This window comes from uncultured Marinobacter sp., from assembly GCF_947488835.1.
GTDB lineage: Bacteria > Pseudomonadota > Gammaproteobacteria > Pseudomonadales > Oleiphilaceae > Marinobacter.
The window spans coordinates 364,046-378,531 of sequence record NZ_CANLBK010000004.1; the positions used below are offsets into that span (position 1 = coordinate 364,046).

Consider the following 14,486-nt stretch of genomic DNA (forward strand, 5'->3'; position numbering starts at 1 on the left):
TCCCGGCTTTCGGGAATTAAGATCTGGAGACTGCTTTATGGAAAAGCGAGAAGTTGACGTTGCCATTATCGGTGCAGGTACGGCGGGAATGGTTGCCTACAGTCGTGTTCGAAAGGTCACTGATAGCGTAGTGCTGATTGAAGGCGATCAATACGGCACTACCTGTGCGAGAGTGGGTTGTATGCCAAGCAAGCTCCTCCTTGCCGCTGCAGACAGCGCGTATCAAATGGCGCAGGCAGGTCAGTTCGGAGTGTCGGCAGGCAAAATTTCGGTGGATGGTAAACAGGTCATGGAGCGGGTGCGTTCAGAGCGCGACCGTTTTGTTGCTTCGGTTATCCGCACAGTGGAGGGGTTTCCTGAGGGACATAAGATTAAGGGTCATGCACGCTTCGCTGGGCCCAACCGTCTCATCGTCGATAACAAAATAGAAATTAGCGCACAGCGCATTATCATCGCGACCGGTTCCCGCCCGAATATCCCCGGTTTTCTGAAGGAAGCGAAAGATCGCCTGGTGGTTAACGATGATATTTTTGATTGGCAGGACTTGCCAGAGTCGGTGGTGGTGTTTGGCCCGGGGGTGATCGGGCTGGAGCTGGGTCAGGCACTCAGTCGCCTGAGGGTTCGGGTACGCATGTTCGGAGTAGGCGGTGCAGTAGGCCCGATCCAGGACGACAGTATTCGAGAGTATGCACTCAAACGCTTCAATGAAGAGTTTCCACTGGACCCGAATGGAGACGTTAAGCGGGTCGAGCGTGTGGACGGTGGAGTGGCTGTCACATTTGTTGATGGTGATGCCGGCGAAAAAACCGAAACCTTTGAGTATCTGCTTGCAGCCACGGGCCGTAGACCTAACGTCGATAGCCTCGACATACAAAATGCAGATATAGAACTGGATGATAAAGGTATGCCTTTGTTCGACGCGCACACGCTGCGCTGTGGCCAGAGTCACATCTTTATTGCCGGCGATGCCAATAACAATCTGCCACTGCTGCACGAAGCCGCCGACGAAGGGCGTATTGCCGGCAACAACGCAGCGTCTTATCCGGAGGTAAGGGCCGGTAAGCGAAGCACACCCCTTGCAGTTGTGTTTACTGACCCTCAGATAGCGAGTGTGGGTTTGACGATCGATGAGGTGGATAAACAGTGCGGTGGCTGCTTCGCCGTAGGTGAAGTGTCTTTTGAAAACCAGGGCCGAAGCCGAGTGATTGGTAAAAACAGTGGCCTGCTTCGAGTGTATGCAGAGCATGGCAGCGGGCTGTTTATGGGAGCCGAGATGTTTGGCCCGGCGGCCGAGCACATAGCGCACCTTTTGGCCTGGTCGGCACAACGGCGGTTGACGGTGAGTGAAATGCTGGAAATGCCGTTTTACCACCCGGTGATTGAAGAGGGTGTGAGGACTGCATTGAGAGACCTCAACCGAAATCTCAATATTGGCCCGGCTCCAGAGGGCGACTGCACCGATTGCGGCCCTGGCGTTTAGGTTGTTGCTTTCTAAGATTAATTCCCGCTATGGCCGGTATACGATAACTTAACTTCACGGGCACCGGGAGCCTTGGTTATATTGGTTTCAGGTTCGAATTAACAGCTACGAAGGAGATGTACGATGACTAAGAACTTTATTGGTCTGGATAAAGAGAAAACCGTAAAACTGTCCGACTCTCTGAATGATCTGCTGTCCAACTACCAGATTTTTTACATGAACGTGCGCGGTTATCACTGGAACATCAAAGGCGAGAACTTCTTCGAGTTGCACGTGAAGTTTGAGGAGTTGTACGACGATCTGTTGCTTAAGATTGATGAGATTGCAGAGCGTGTTCTTACGCTGGGGCACCGTCCTTCCCACGCTTATAGCACCTATATTGAGCGGTCCGAAATCCCGGAGCAGAAAGACGTTGCCGATGGCAAAACTGCGATGAATAACATCGTCGACAGCTTTGCCAAGTTGATTGGCAAGCAGCGGGATTTGCTGAATCTTGCGGGCGATGCTCAAGATGAAGGCACAGTGGCACTGATGAGCGATTACATATCCCAGCAGGAAAAAACGGTCTGGATGTATCGCAGTTACCTGGGGCACTAAGCTCAGGAAGCATTTACGAGGCGGCCAATCGGCCGCCTTTTTTATGTCTGAATATTTTATAACCGCCTACAGGGCGTGCATCACGAATTTGCAGCCAGGGCGGGTACCTCCTGATGCAGGAACCACTTTTCAGTCACTACCCTGCGCGTAAACCAGTGAGATCGCATCAAGGTGCCTGCAAGTGGCATTTTGATCCAGTCCGGCACCTGAAAACCCTCTTCTGTAACAGATCCGCGGTGGCCAAAGCGCGCTGCTATTGCGTCGCCATAGGCCTGCAAGGAGGTGACGGAGAAGTCCTGTGCATCCCGGATGACGTCAGCTGCCAGTAATGCGGATTCAATCGCTGGGCGAATCCCTTCGCCACTTTGGGTATAGGCAAGCCCGGCGGCATCGCCAATAAGCAGCAGGCCATCGTTTACCAGCGCTCGTGCGGCATGATCATAGAGCAAATACGCATGACCCTTGAAGCGCCCGGGCAGGTCGGATGGAATCCTGCCTGCTGCTTTCATACTCTCTACAAAATCCTGTAGATGCTCCGTCAGTTTGTGGTTGTCTTCGCGGCCCAGGCCAATGTTCAGGAAATTGCCTTTGCGAAATACCCAAGCGTATCCTTTGAGGTCTTTGCAGAACCAGAGCTCGGGTGTGTCTCCTCGGGCTTTGCAGATTTTGGCCTGCTCCGGGGTCATTTCGAATTCGATTTCCTTGGCGGCCACGACGGTTTCATGGCCTCCCGGGCCATCGCCAATCAGTTTCGCAACCGGGCAGAAGTGCCCGCCGGCACCCACCAGCAATGGGGCGCTGAAAGTGTTGTTGATCAGCCAGCGATCATCCTTTCGAACAATGCTTTTTACGGGTGTGCCAAGCTGTTTAGGCACGTTGGTTCTCGCCAAAAGGTAATCGTCAAACTCACAGCGGCGGATACCATAGCTGATGGTACTGCCATGATCGTTTTCCACTGCAGGCTGCCCCATCATCCCAATTCGGAAGCGGCGTATAGGTTGAAGCGTTCGAGCATTTCCATAGTCAGTCAAATCAATGTCGAGGGCTTCAATAACGGCGGGGGTTACCCAGCCAGCGCAGGTTTTGTCCCGAGGGAAATCCTGCTTATCAACCAGCAGAATACGCTTGCCACTATTTTCCAGAGCTTTGGCCAGAGTCGACCCCGCGGGGCCGGCACCAACTATAATCAGGTCATATGTTTCCATAGCCGGTAACCTCAAACGTTTTCGGGGGCAGCGGGGAAGTGGTACAAGTCCTGTCGGGTTGCTGGCAGTTGGTGGTTGTCGCCGTGGGTGAACACAACCTGGAAAAGCTGCAGCGAACCGGCCCGGAAGGCAGCAATGGATCCGGCCAGATACATTCGCCAGGCTCGGGTAAAGTGCTCGTCGTACATATCAGAGATGCCCGCTTCTGCCGCATTAAAGCGTTCCAGCCAGGCACTTAGGGTGTGGGCATAGTGGAGGCGGAGGTTTTCTACATCGAGCACGGAAAAACTGCTGTGTTCACACAGCGTCATGATTTCACCAATGCTGGGGGGGTAGGCCCCAGGGAAAATACGCTTTTCAATCCAGGCGTTCATCAGCATGGGCGTGTTCCGGCCAATACTGTGAAGCAACGCCATACCGTTGGGGCTGAGTGAGCGTTTTATCAGCTCAGATAACTCGAGGTAGTTCTCCTTGCCTACATGTTCCAGCATGCCCACCGAAACGAACGCATCGTATTGTCCTTGGATGTTTCTGTAGTCGTCTTCGATGTACTCAATCTGGTTTTCCAAACCTTGCTGGCGCGCTTGTTCGCGCGCGTAGGCAATCTGCTCTCTGGAAATGTTGTAGGCGTGAACGGTTACCCCATAGTTCCGAGCCATGTAGCGCGCAAGCCCGCCCCAGCCACAGCCGGCCTCAACCACAGTCATGCCAGGCTTGAGCCTGAGCTTTCTGCATACATGTTCCATCTTTGCCAGCTGTGCCTGCTCTAAACTCAGCTCGGGCCGCTCGTAGTAGGCGCAGGTGTACTGCATTTCAGCCTGATCCAGCCAAAGCCGATAGAAGTCGTTGCCCAGATCATAGTGATGGTGAATATTGTCACGAGCTTCCATCAGGCCGGTTGAGCGGGGAGCGTGGTTTCGCCATAAGGCTTCAAGCCATCGAGGCCATTTTTGCCGGGCTTGATGGATAGACTGGTAGATCGCGACCATGAGTTCCGGCAGATCGCCCTCAACATCCAGGCGCCCGGCGCTGTACAGGTCTCCAAAAGCCAGGTTTGGATTGGTAACCAAGGCATAGAGTGCCTTTGGGTCTGAAAGCGTTATGGTAAACCGGGCCGGTTGCTCCGGCGGTTCAATCACATCGCTGTTCCATAGCTGGAAGCGGACCGGGGGAGACCCAGCCATGCGCAACAGCTTGGCTATCAGCCAGCGCTCGTGGGTGTGGGGTGCGCGCTCTACGTGAGTATCCTGTAAAGGAAGGTTCAGGACATGACGCTGATTGGCGTGTTCATTTAGCCCAGTGGATAGAGCATTGCGTTTGATGCTCTTTGGGACGCTGTTCTGGTTCACGGACTCTTCCTCTTTACCTTAACATTGCTGTTCAGGCCGGCGGCTCGCCGCCAAGGCTAATCCCGAATACTCATCTGAGAATGTTTGATCGTTTGTTCAGTATAGAAAATGTTTTGCGTTTGTCAGGTCGGTGCGGGGAGAAGGATAGCAGCCGGGTCGGGCGACCCGGCTGCAAGAGGGATTAGTAAGACGAGCTCATACCAAACCACTCCGGGAATACCACGATCATCGCCAATACCAGCACCTGCAGCAGGATGAATGGCAATACCCCTTTGTAGATGTCGACGGTTCGCACTTCTGGCGGTGCAACCCCTTTGAGATAGAACAGTGAGAATCCGAAAGGCGGGGTGAGGAAGCTGGTTTGCAGGTTCATGGCAATGAGGATAGCGAACCAGAGCATGTTGATGCCCAAGGCTTCCGCCACCGGTGCCAGAATAGGCACGATGATGAAGGAGATTTCCACAAAGTCGATGAAGAAGCCCAGAATCATAATCACCAGCATGGCGAGGATGATAAAGCCCCACTTCTCGCCCGGAAGCGCCAGCATCCATTCTTCCAGAAGGTAATCGCCGCCAGTGTAACTGAACACCATGGAGAAGGCCGTTGCACCGATCAGGATGGCGAACACCATGGCGGTTACCTTAACTGTATCTTTCGAGGCGTCCCACACCATCTGGAATGAGAACTGGCGATAAATGATGGCCAGAATGATGGCGCCAACGCCACCCAATGCGGAGGATTCTGTGGGTGTTGCGATACCGGTAAAGATTGAGCCAAGCACGATAACAATCAATGCCAGCGGCGGTATGATCGCCAGTAGGGCGTTCATGATTTCCTTTTTACGGGACACGCTGTCGTCTTTGGGCATGGCCGGGGCAGTCTCCGGCTTGAAGCGGGTCATGACCAGGATATAGACAATGTAGAGGCCGATAAGAACGACGCCCGGCCCGACGGCAGCCTTGAACAGATCGCCTACTGGAAGCCCAAGCACATCGCCCAGGATGATCAGAATGATCGATGGGGGAACTATTTGCCCCAAGGTTCCAGCCGCACAAATAGTACCGGTTGCCAGGCGCTTGTCATACTTGTGGGCGAGCATGACAGGCAGAGAGATCAAACCCATGGCAACCACACTGGCCCCCACAACACCGGTGGAGGCTGCAAGCAGAGCGCCCACTAGAATGGTCGATATGGCCAAACCGCCAGGCAGGCCACCAAACAAACGGCCCATGGACGTTAACAACTGCTCTGCCAGGCGTGTGCGCTGCAGAACAACACCCATAAAGATAAACAGGGGCACGGCCATCAACACCGTGTTGTGCATAACGCTCATGATGCGATAGGGCATGAAGGCGAATAACTCCATGCCTTCTGCAAACACGCCAAAGAACAATGCAACGCCGCCAAATGTAAACGCAACAGGGAAGCCCAGCATCAGCATGAACAGGGCGACGAGGAACATAATCATACCGATCATGCGAGGCCACCTCCGCTGTTCTCAACATCGTACTGTTTGTCGCCTGCCATCACGCGCAGGGCAAAAGTGGCCATATTAAGGCCGGCAATAGCGATAAAAAACGCCGAGAGCGGGATCACAGATTTGATGATCCACCGGTGCGGCAATCCCCCCGGATCGCCACTGCCTTCGCCCATGGCGTAGGCGTCCAGCGCAAAATCATAACCGTAAATGCCTATCAGCCATGCGAATGGTACAACGAACAGAAGGGCGCCTATCAGGTTCACCCAGGCTTTGGCCTTGCCACTCCAGCGTGTGTAAAACACGTCAACTCTTACGTGGCCGTCAGTGCGCAGTGCGTAGGGGATACCGAGCAGAAATACCACTGAGTAAAGGTGCCATTCCATTTCTTGCATGCCGATGGATACTTCATTGAACGCGTATCGAGCGACAACATCGTAAAACACGTTGCCCGTCATCAGCAGCATTGCGACGCAGGCAATCCAGCCGCAAAAAATGGACACACGGGCAAGGCCCTCATCCAGCTTTATAATCCACTGCATTCACTATCCTCCGCCTGGGGGTGGCGCTTTTGCTGTTGCCATAAACAATAAAGCCGGGATCACCTTCAGAGCGATCCCGGCTCCTCTTCAGACGCTATCTTACTTCACTGTGCCCATAGTATTCAGGTAGGCGCGTTCAGAAATATCGGTATAAGCGCGGCTCTGTTCCAAATAGTCCTGCTGGGATTTTACAATCCTGGCTGCCTGCTCGTTGCTTTCAGACGCTTCTTTCAGGAGCTTCTTGTTGGCATCGTACATAGCCTGGAAAATGTCCTGCGGGAACTGTTTGATCTGCACGTTCGGGTAGTCTTTCTTGATGTTGGCCCAGGCTTCCGCGTTGGCGTGCTGAGAAAGCACCAGCATGTCGTAGGACGCGGTGCGCATGGCAACACGCAGTATTTCCTTCAGATCAGCCGGCAGCTTTTCCCAAACCTTCTTGTTGATCAGGAACTGCAGCTCGGTGGAGGGCTCGTGCCAGCCGGTGTAGTAGTAATCGGCAATCTGCTGGAAGCCGAGGCGCAAATCCAGAGCTGGGCCTACCCACTCAACCGCATCAATGGTGTTGCGCTCAAGCGCGGTGTACAGCTCGCCCGGTGCGATGTTGGTAGGGTTAACGCCCACTTCGGCAAAAACTTCGCCCGCGAAGCCCGGGATGCGCATTTTCAGACCTTTCAGGTCATCCAGTGATTTGATCTCTTCGCGAAACCAGCCTCCCATTTGAACGCCGGTGTTACCGCCGGGGAAGGAGAGCATGTTGTGAGGTGAATACACTTCCTGCATAAGCTCCATGCCACCGCCATGATAAAACCAGGCGTACTGTTCCATGGCATTCATGCCAAAGGGCATGCTGGTGAAGAACAGGGTCTCGGGAACCTTGCCTTTCCAGTAGTAGGAGGCGGAGTGGCCCATGTCGTACTGGCCAGCTTTCACCATGTCAAACACGCCTAGAGGTGCCTTGTGCTTGTTGGCAGAATCAATGCGGATTTTCAGGCGCCCGTTTGACATGGTCTCTACGGACTTGGCAAAGTTCTTGGTAGTGTCACCAAAAATCGGGAAGTTAGGGCCCCAGGTTTCTGCCATTTTCAAGGTGAAAGTGTCTTGGGCAAATGCTTGTGCTGAGGTGAACGTAGCAGCTACGGCGAGTACGGCTGCCGATAGAACAGAACGAATCTTCATTGCTCTTGTGTCCTTTTGTCATTGTTATGGATCGAGCCGGACCTTCTTTGGGGAGGCCTTTCAACTAGTTTACATTATCAAGTAACTCACCACAGTAAAATGAAAAACAAACCCGGTACGACATAGGTCGTAGGGCGGCTCAAAGGTCGGCCATTCGCCCGATCTGGCTGGAAAGCTGCATGGCTTCGTGTTGCTCAAGGGCGAGAAGGTCTTCAAGCAGTGTTTTCGCGCCTTCGATTTCCGCCTTGCCAATGAGTGTTTTGTACAGTTCCATAACCTCATCATGGAAGGCAAAGACTTCTCGGGCTATGTCATCAAAGCTCATGGTGGTGAGCCGGGGGTCGCAGGCCACGCCAGGGGTAAACGGTGTGTGCTTCTGATAATCATAAAGGCGCGTTTGCAGTACGTTGGGGTCGGCCTGCTTTTCGAATTCTACAACCGCATTTGCCAGCCGGGTTTCATGGCTGGCAACGTAATCCATCAGCGCACTTGCGCGCTCATTGCTATGCTTTTCTGCTGCATCTTGCAGGCACTTTGCCAAGTGATCGTGCAGTTGGCGAGTCCAGTCAATCAGGTCTTCAAAAGTTTTTATTTCCATGGTCGAACTCCGTTAATCGGGTGTTTGCTCAAGCCAGTGATCACAGATTAGCCTATTCGGCTACTTTTGCTGGGGTGCCGATTGTCTGCGCTGTGCTATTGCGGTTGCGCCAGCTTCTGAACCGACGCTGCGCGGGTTTTTCAACGGTGTAATGAATCAGTGAGGCGAGCGCGATTGCTGTGCAGAGTGCGAGAGCTACGCCCAGCCATCCGGGCAGGCCTGCGCTGTAGCTCCAACTAATCACGCCATATCCAATGTTCTGGTGCACCAGGTACAGGCTGTAGGAGAGACCGCCCAGCCACAGCAAAGGCCGGTTGGCCAGCCAGTTCAGTTGCCCGGCAACGGCCAGGGCAAACACCGCGAAGCAACCCAGAACAAACAGACTGTAAGGCATTTTGTAGGCAAGTAGCCCGTGGCAAACCGCCAGTGCCAGCAATACCGAATCTGCCACCACCGGGCGGCCGTAGCGGTATAGGCGGTAAATCAGCATGCCGCCGATAAACAGTGGGGCGTATTTCACAAACATCAGGTCCTTGACCAGGAACTCCACACTTTCAGGTATCTGTTTCCACCAGATCACGCCCACGTAGCTCACCAGCATCCACACCCAGAAGGCCAGGCGCAGCCGTGACCAGTCTCGCAAGGTATAAAACAGCAACGCCATCCAGCTGTAGAACGTCACCTCTATTACAAGGCTCCAGTAAGCGCCGTCCACATGCTCAGCGCCAAAATATTCATGGAGTAAGGTTGCGTTGAGCAAGGCGGTTTCAAAACTGACCGCTCGGCTTTCGGGGCCCAGAAGATGCACAGACGTGAACGTAAGAATAATGCCGGCCCACAGAGCTGGCAGCAGACGCACCGCCCTCGCCAAACCAAACCAGGCAGCGTTGCGGGTGCGCTCCAGGGTCATGAAGATAACGAAGCCGCTGAGAATGAAAAACAGGTGCACGCCGTAACGGCCAAACAGCAGTGTGTCTGTCAGCAGTTGTGGCAACTCGAAGGAATGGCCAAAGAGTTTGTCGTAATAGGGCAGATAATGAAAAAGCACTACCCCCAGAGCAGCGAGGCCGCGCAATGCATCAAGACTGCCCAGCCTTGCCTGAGATGGGTTCATAGCCGGTTCCGTCGGGATTTCGCTTTATAGTAGCTTGCTTTTGCGCCCGACAATACGGATGAGATATACCATTCGCTTGCGGTAGGTATACCATGTGTTAACACACCGAGCTGATAGGGAGAGCGCCATGGGTACAACACTTGGCATTATCGAAGGCTTTTACGGGCCAGTATGGAACTGGCAAGAGCGACAGCAGCTCGTTCGGGCGCTGGCGCCCCATGAATACGGCTTTTATCTGTATGCACCCAAGGCCGACGCTTTTCTGCGCCGCCGCTGGCAAGAGCCTCACCCGCCGGAAATGGTGTCAGAGCTGGCGGAGTTTGGTCGGTTTTGTCGCAAACAAGGCCTGCGGTTTGGTGTTGGCCTGAGCCCCTTTGAAGTCTTCAATAAATTTGATGATGCCGCCCGTAGTGCGCTGGCCACAAAACTCGAACAGCTTGATCGTATCGGGATTGATGAGCTGGCCATACTGTTTGATGACATGCGCGCCGACACTCCGGGGCTTGCTGAAACCCAGGTAGAGATCATGCATTGGATTCGGGAGCGCACTCAGGCTCGGGTTCTCTCAATATGTCCCAGTTACTATTCCGATGATCCGGTGCTGGATCGGGTGTTCGGTGAACGCCCACCAGGCTATCTGGAAACCCTTGGCCGCCTGCTGCATCACGATATTCAGGTTTTCTGGACCGGAGAGGAGGTCTGTTCCCGAGAGATTTCCCCGGGGCACCTCAAACGGGTGAATGAGCAGCTTGGGCGCAAACCTGTACTCTGGGACAACTACCCGGTGAACGACGGCGACCGCATGTCGCAGCACCTTCACCTGCGAGGGTTTACAGGGCGGCCGGCGGCAAACGGCGCTTATATTTCCGGCCATGGCATCAACCCGGCGCTTCAGCCCACGTTAACCAGAATACCTGCCATAACTCTGGCGGAATCCTATCGCCAGGGTTCTGAATACCAGTACGGACATGCGTTTTTCAATGCCGCCAAGGAAGTGCTGGGAAGGGAATTGGCAGTGCAGCTTCACAGTGATTTGCTGGTACTTCAGGATGCAGGGTTAGGGCGAATCAGCGAGGAAAAGCGGCAAAGCTTAATGCGCACGTACGATGCCTACGACCACCCGGCAGCCACTGAAATTCTGCGGTGGCTGGTGGGAGAGTACAAGGTGACGGATGAGATGGTTCAGACTCAGTGAGTTGCGTTTCATGGGTCCGATACTAACTGCCACGCAGACTCCTTGTTTTGCTGGCCACTTCCACATTACCTAAAGTTCAGGTGGTATTATTGCGCCCTGTTTTTTCAAAAGACGCAAAGGAGTGCTCTGAGTTAATCAGTGCTTGCGGTCGTTATGAAGTACCTTGTTGTGTTGTTGTTACTGGTCACCATGTCATTGGCCAGAGCAGAAGTCTCACCGGATGACGTAAAAAAGCTGGTAGAAGCCAGTCGACTTGACCTGAAAGTATTATCTTTCCGCCTGAGCGTTTCTGAGGCCAACAACCGGACTGCCCGGGGAGTGCCCACCGAAAAGCTTGCACGGATTTTCCGCGACTTCGCCGGTAAGCTCGATGTTCAGGCGATTTATAGCTATTCGGTGCAGGAGTTCACCAAAACTCTGGAACAAAAGCATGTGGCGGGCCTAATCGAATGCTTCACCAGTGATTCCATGAAAAAATACCAATTCGCTCAATACCAGCGACTGACCAGGCAGGGCGCACAAGCCTTTCGCGATAAGCTGGTGCCCCTCGATCTGGGTATTACCGAGCCAGACCCCGATCGAATGGAAAAAATGAAACCTCTGCAGAGCCAATATCGCAACCCGGAAATCTGGCTGAAGGCCACGAAGCAGATGTTCTGGCTGATGAATCTGGATATGAAGGAAAAGTATCCGATGATAGCGCGAACCCGGGAAATGATGGACTCATACTATAATGAGGCCGAGTTCGAAGAGATGTCCCGTGAAACGACAAAATATAGCCAATTAGCCAGTTACGTTATACTGGAACACCTGAGCGATGAAGAACTGGCTGAACTCAAGGAATGCCATTCAACACCGGAAATGAGGATGTTCGATGAGAGCACAATCCGGGGGCTCTATAAATACCTTGTAGACGCAGAGGCATCCTGGGTTACTCTGGCTGCGAGGGGCGAACGCTAGCGGCGCCACGCCAGTGGCGTCCGTAACACCACTGGTTATACGGACTTTGCCACCAACATCTCAGTAGCACCTTTTTGAAACCGGTAACTGACAGGCTGCAATGAGACATCCATCCCATCGGCAGATAAAGCGGTCATTACCTGATCCAAATGCTTCGAGACCTCTCCGTCTAAGGATACAACAGGAAAGACACGGACTTCGGTCGCCACTCTGCATACCGCCCTTGCTGACAACCCGCCTCAAAGTCGGCCAGGAACTTCGACATGGCATTCATGCGAACCCCGCCAAGATGCTCGACGCTACTCAGTGACTCCCAAATATACTTGTCTGCGTCCTGCCGCACTTTAGTCATGATTTCCGGGTACACTTCATCAATCCGGCGACGTATTTCGCCGACCTGAAACTGGTAAACCGGATCGCAGGAAGCAACTTGGCTTCCACGCTCTGTTGCGTCTACATTGAAGCTTGCAGGGCCATCACCGCAACCTAGAATTTTCTTGTTCAGGTCATCATCCGATAGCTCAAACATCGCTTGATATTCTTCAAAAGACCGGCCCCACGGGACTACATTGGTTAACTTCAAATCTGACTCTCCTTAGTCTGTATAACGCCATCAGCGTGCGCGGCTGCGGAATGGGGGCGAAGCCGCAATGTAGTAGATGTCGCCGTGACAATGATTGTTATATTCCTACCTCAGATACATCTATGGTTTCGGGCTCACCGTGAGCTTGGCTAACCCACTCCCTCATTTGTTCATGGTCGAGGACGAACTGCATATATTCTGTCGATACCGCCGAGACTTTGATTCCGTAGGTTTTAAATCGCGACGCAACTGGAGCGAACATGCAATCTGCAATAGAGAACTCACCGAACAACCACGGACCGGCAGCCGAATAGGTTTCTCGGTACTGTGACCAGATTCGGTCGATCCGAGCTATCTCTCGCTCAAAGGTTGTATTAAGAGGGACTTTGCGCCCGATTGCGCGACAATTCATTGGCAATTGGATTCGAATTTCTGTGAACCCCGAGTGCATTTCTGCACAGCAAGATCTTGCTTCTGCTCGTGCACGAACGGAACTTGGCCATCCGCGGCCGTCTAGATACTGCTCTGAAATATACTCGCAAATTGCCAGTGAATCCCAGATGACCAGGTCATTGTCTTTGAGTACCGGGACTTTCCCAGCAACGGTATGCTGCGCAAGCGCAGTGGATGTACCGGCTTGATTCAGCGGAATCCGCACTTCCTTAAAAGGTACCTCGTGGACCGACAAAAGCAGCCAAGGCCTTAACGACCATGACGAGTAATTTTTATTCCCGATTACGAGTTCCAAAGTTCACTCCTTGAAAATTGATCCTACCCACTAAAAGTAGACACTCGGTTATGCGCACTGGACTTCCATCTGGCTGAGATAGCCCAAGGCGCAATGTAATGGGCGTCGCCGTGCATGCACTGGTTAACGGTGTTCGCTTATGTCAAAGGTTGGAGGCTTGCACCACACCAAAAACAATTTTTCCGAGTTTTCTTTACTTGACGCCCGCAGTCCGGGCAATCCGCTCCCATAACCGGATCATATTTTCCATCTTTTTTGCCATCGCGAAGATCTATTTGAGTCATCTTCTCTTTGAGCTGGGTTTCGGAGAAGCCTGTGGCACGCTCCAACTCTTCAAATAGCGCGTGGCAAAGTAAAGACAGACGATCTACTTTTTCTTCCAGCTCATCAATCGAGCGGAGGGCAGTTTTTGCATCTATCTGAGCGTCACCACTTTTTCTGCGATTTTGCGCAATTTCGAGGTGTTGAAATGCATCCCAAAAACGTGACATATTCGATCTCCTTATCTGTTAACGCCTTGCTCACTGGTGGAGAAAATTGGCCCGTACTTTTGCTCTGCAAAAATCGGGACAGTTTGCGGAATCCGTGTGCAGCAACTTGTTAACTTTGTTGCTTCTTACTTTTAAATATTTTGGCTAATAAATCAGCCCATTTTGATACTGAAGATTCAAGCCCACTATTCATGCTATCCATGATGGTTTTATTAAATTTCAGTGTCGTAGCATCATTTAGAAATTTTTCATATTTTTTCAAATTGTTCGTTTCAATATTTCTATATGAATATAAAAAAGAAATAGTAACCATTTGCTTTATTGCTGCACGTGTTTGCTCGCTTGCAGCGTCCATTTGAGCTTTAAATGGTTCTATATTTAATGGTGCGTCTGGCTGCATTGCAGTCATGATTGCTGAGTAAACTGCAATGCCAGTATGTTCTTGTATACCCATTGTCATATCAGTTGCACCCATTAATACATCAAGTCTGTTGGCAAATTCGACTCGCTCTGAATTTTCCAATAGAGATTGTGCCGATTGCATCATCTTTTGGTATGATTCAGGGGTAGATGCACTTTCTTCAGCGCGTGTAATCTCTCTCCCTAAATCAGACTCATACCAAGCCAATAGTTTCTTTGCCTCTTTTTCATTAATCGATTTTCTTAAAGAGATCCTGATTCCCTCAATGATTTCTGAGGGCACAATCGATTCATCTGCACTGTTTACCATTGAACGATATTGAGCATCAGGGATTGGAGTGCCTTGTTGTTTAGCTTGCTCCATGCCTGCATTGATCAAGCCTGGAAATTGATCGATTTGCATTGTTAATCCTGACAAGTCCAACAATTTATTTATTGATTCATCGGAAACATCAGCATAGCTTAAAGACGACGAAAATAAGAATATTGCTACTAGCAATAGTTTGTATTGATGTTTGATCATGGTTAATCCATTTAGTGTGATTAAAAGT

At 52.1% G+C, this 14,486-nt stretch carries 15 protein-coding genes; 4 read left to right on the top strand and 11 right to left on the bottom strand.

Features of this window, described 5'->3' with window-relative positions; genetic code table 11:
- The first annotated feature begins 37 nt into the window (after positions 1-37).
- Positions 38-1,480: a dihydrolipoyl dehydrogenase gene (locus Q0824_RS15295; RefSeq protein ID WP_298452582.1), complete on the top strand. Its 1,443-nt coding sequence runs from the start codon at positions 38-40 to the stop codon at positions 1,478-1,480.
- A 123-nt stretch (positions 1,481-1,603) separates the two neighbouring features.
- The gene (locus tag Q0824_RS15300) at positions 1,604-2,077 is read left to right on the top strand and encodes a DNA starvation/stationary phase protection protein (protein ID WP_298452584.1); all 474 of its coding nucleotides are present in this window, start codon (positions 1,604-1,606) and stop codon (positions 2,075-2,077) included.
- An 80-nt stretch (positions 2,078-2,157) separates the two neighbouring features.
- Here the strand turns inward: Q0824_RS15300 and Q0824_RS15305 are convergent, their stop codons facing one another.
- The 7 genes from Q0824_RS15305 to Q0824_RS15335 all read right to left on the bottom strand — a co-directional run bounded on the left by Q0824_RS15305 (position 2,158) and on the right by Q0824_RS15335 (position 9,538).
- Positions 2,158-3,282, bottom strand: a complete 1,125-nt coding sequence (locus Q0824_RS15305; protein WP_298452587.1) for an NAD(P)/FAD-dependent oxidoreductase — start codon at positions 3,280-3,282, stop codon at positions 2,158-2,160.
- An 11-nt stretch (positions 3,283-3,293) separates the two neighbouring features.
- Positions 3,294-4,604: a cyclopropane-fatty-acyl-phospholipid synthase family protein gene (locus Q0824_RS15310; protein WP_298452667.1), complete on the bottom strand. Its 1,311-nt coding sequence runs from the start codon at positions 4,602-4,604 to the stop codon at positions 3,294-3,296.
- A gap of 208 nt (positions 4,605-4,812) precedes the next feature.
- On the bottom strand, positions 4,813-6,108 hold the full coding sequence (locus Q0824_RS15315) for a TRAP transporter large permease subunit (protein WP_298452590.1): 1,296 nt from the start codon (positions 6,106-6,108) through the stop codon (positions 4,813-4,815).
- Positions 6,105-6,650, bottom strand: a complete 546-nt coding sequence (locus Q0824_RS15320) for a TRAP transporter small permease subunit (RefSeq protein ID WP_298452593.1) — start codon at positions 6,648-6,650, stop codon at positions 6,105-6,107. Before Q0824_RS15320 ends, Q0824_RS15315 begins: the two co-directional genes overlap by 4 nt.
- Positions 6,651-6,749: 99 nt before the next feature.
- Positions 6,750-7,826 carry a TRAP transporter substrate-binding protein gene (locus tag Q0824_RS15325; RefSeq protein ID WP_298452596.1) on the bottom strand — a complete coding sequence of 359 codons (1,077 nt, stop codon included), beginning with the start codon at positions 7,824-7,826 and terminating at the stop codon, positions 6,750-6,752.
- A 139-nt stretch (positions 7,827-7,965) separates the two neighbouring features.
- Positions 7,966-8,424, bottom strand: a complete 459-nt coding sequence (locus tag Q0824_RS15330) for an ATPase (protein WP_298452598.1) — start codon at positions 8,422-8,424, stop codon at positions 7,966-7,968.
- 52 nt (positions 8,425-8,476) lie between these two features.
- The gene (locus Q0824_RS15335; protein ID WP_298452601.1) at positions 8,477-9,538 is read right to left on the bottom strand and encodes an acyltransferase; all 1,062 of its coding nucleotides are present in this window, start codon (positions 9,536-9,538) and stop codon (positions 8,477-8,479) included.
- Positions 9,539-9,665: 127 nt separating this feature from the next.
- Between Q0824_RS15335 and Q0824_RS15340 the strand changes: the two genes are divergently transcribed.
- Positions 9,666-10,733: a beta-N-acetylglucosaminidase domain-containing protein gene (locus tag Q0824_RS15340; protein WP_298452604.1), complete on the top strand. Its 1,068-nt coding sequence runs from the start codon at positions 9,666-9,668 to the stop codon at positions 10,731-10,733.
- 153 nt (positions 10,734-10,886) lie between these two features.
- Positions 10,887-11,693, top strand: a complete 807-nt coding sequence (locus tag Q0824_RS15345; protein WP_298452606.1) for a hypothetical protein — start codon at positions 10,887-10,889, stop codon at positions 11,691-11,693.
- 169 nt (positions 11,694-11,862) lie between these two features.
- Here the strand turns inward: Q0824_RS15345 and Q0824_RS15350 are convergent, their stop codons facing one another.
- From Q0824_RS15350 to Q0824_RS15365, 4 genes are all read right to left on the bottom strand, one after another.
- The gene (locus Q0824_RS15350) at positions 11,863-12,276 is read right to left on the bottom strand and encodes a hypothetical protein (RefSeq protein ID WP_298452609.1); all 414 of its coding nucleotides are present in this window, start codon (positions 12,274-12,276) and stop codon (positions 11,863-11,865) included.
- Between the two features lie 97 nt (positions 12,277-12,373).
- On the bottom strand, positions 12,374-13,024 hold the full coding sequence (locus tag Q0824_RS15355; RefSeq protein WP_298452612.1) for a glutathione S-transferase family protein: 651 nt from the start codon (positions 13,022-13,024) through the stop codon (positions 12,374-12,376).
- Between the two features lie 137 nt (positions 13,025-13,161).
- A complete protein-coding gene (locus Q0824_RS15360) occupies positions 13,162-13,515 on the bottom strand; it encodes a zinc ribbon domain-containing protein (RefSeq protein ID WP_298452615.1) in 354 nt (117 codons plus the stop codon).
- A gap of 109 nt (positions 13,516-13,624) precedes the next feature.
- On the bottom strand, positions 13,625-14,486 hold an 862-nt coding region (locus tag Q0824_RS15365; RefSeq protein WP_298452618.1), incomplete at its 5' end, for a DUF2059 domain-containing protein.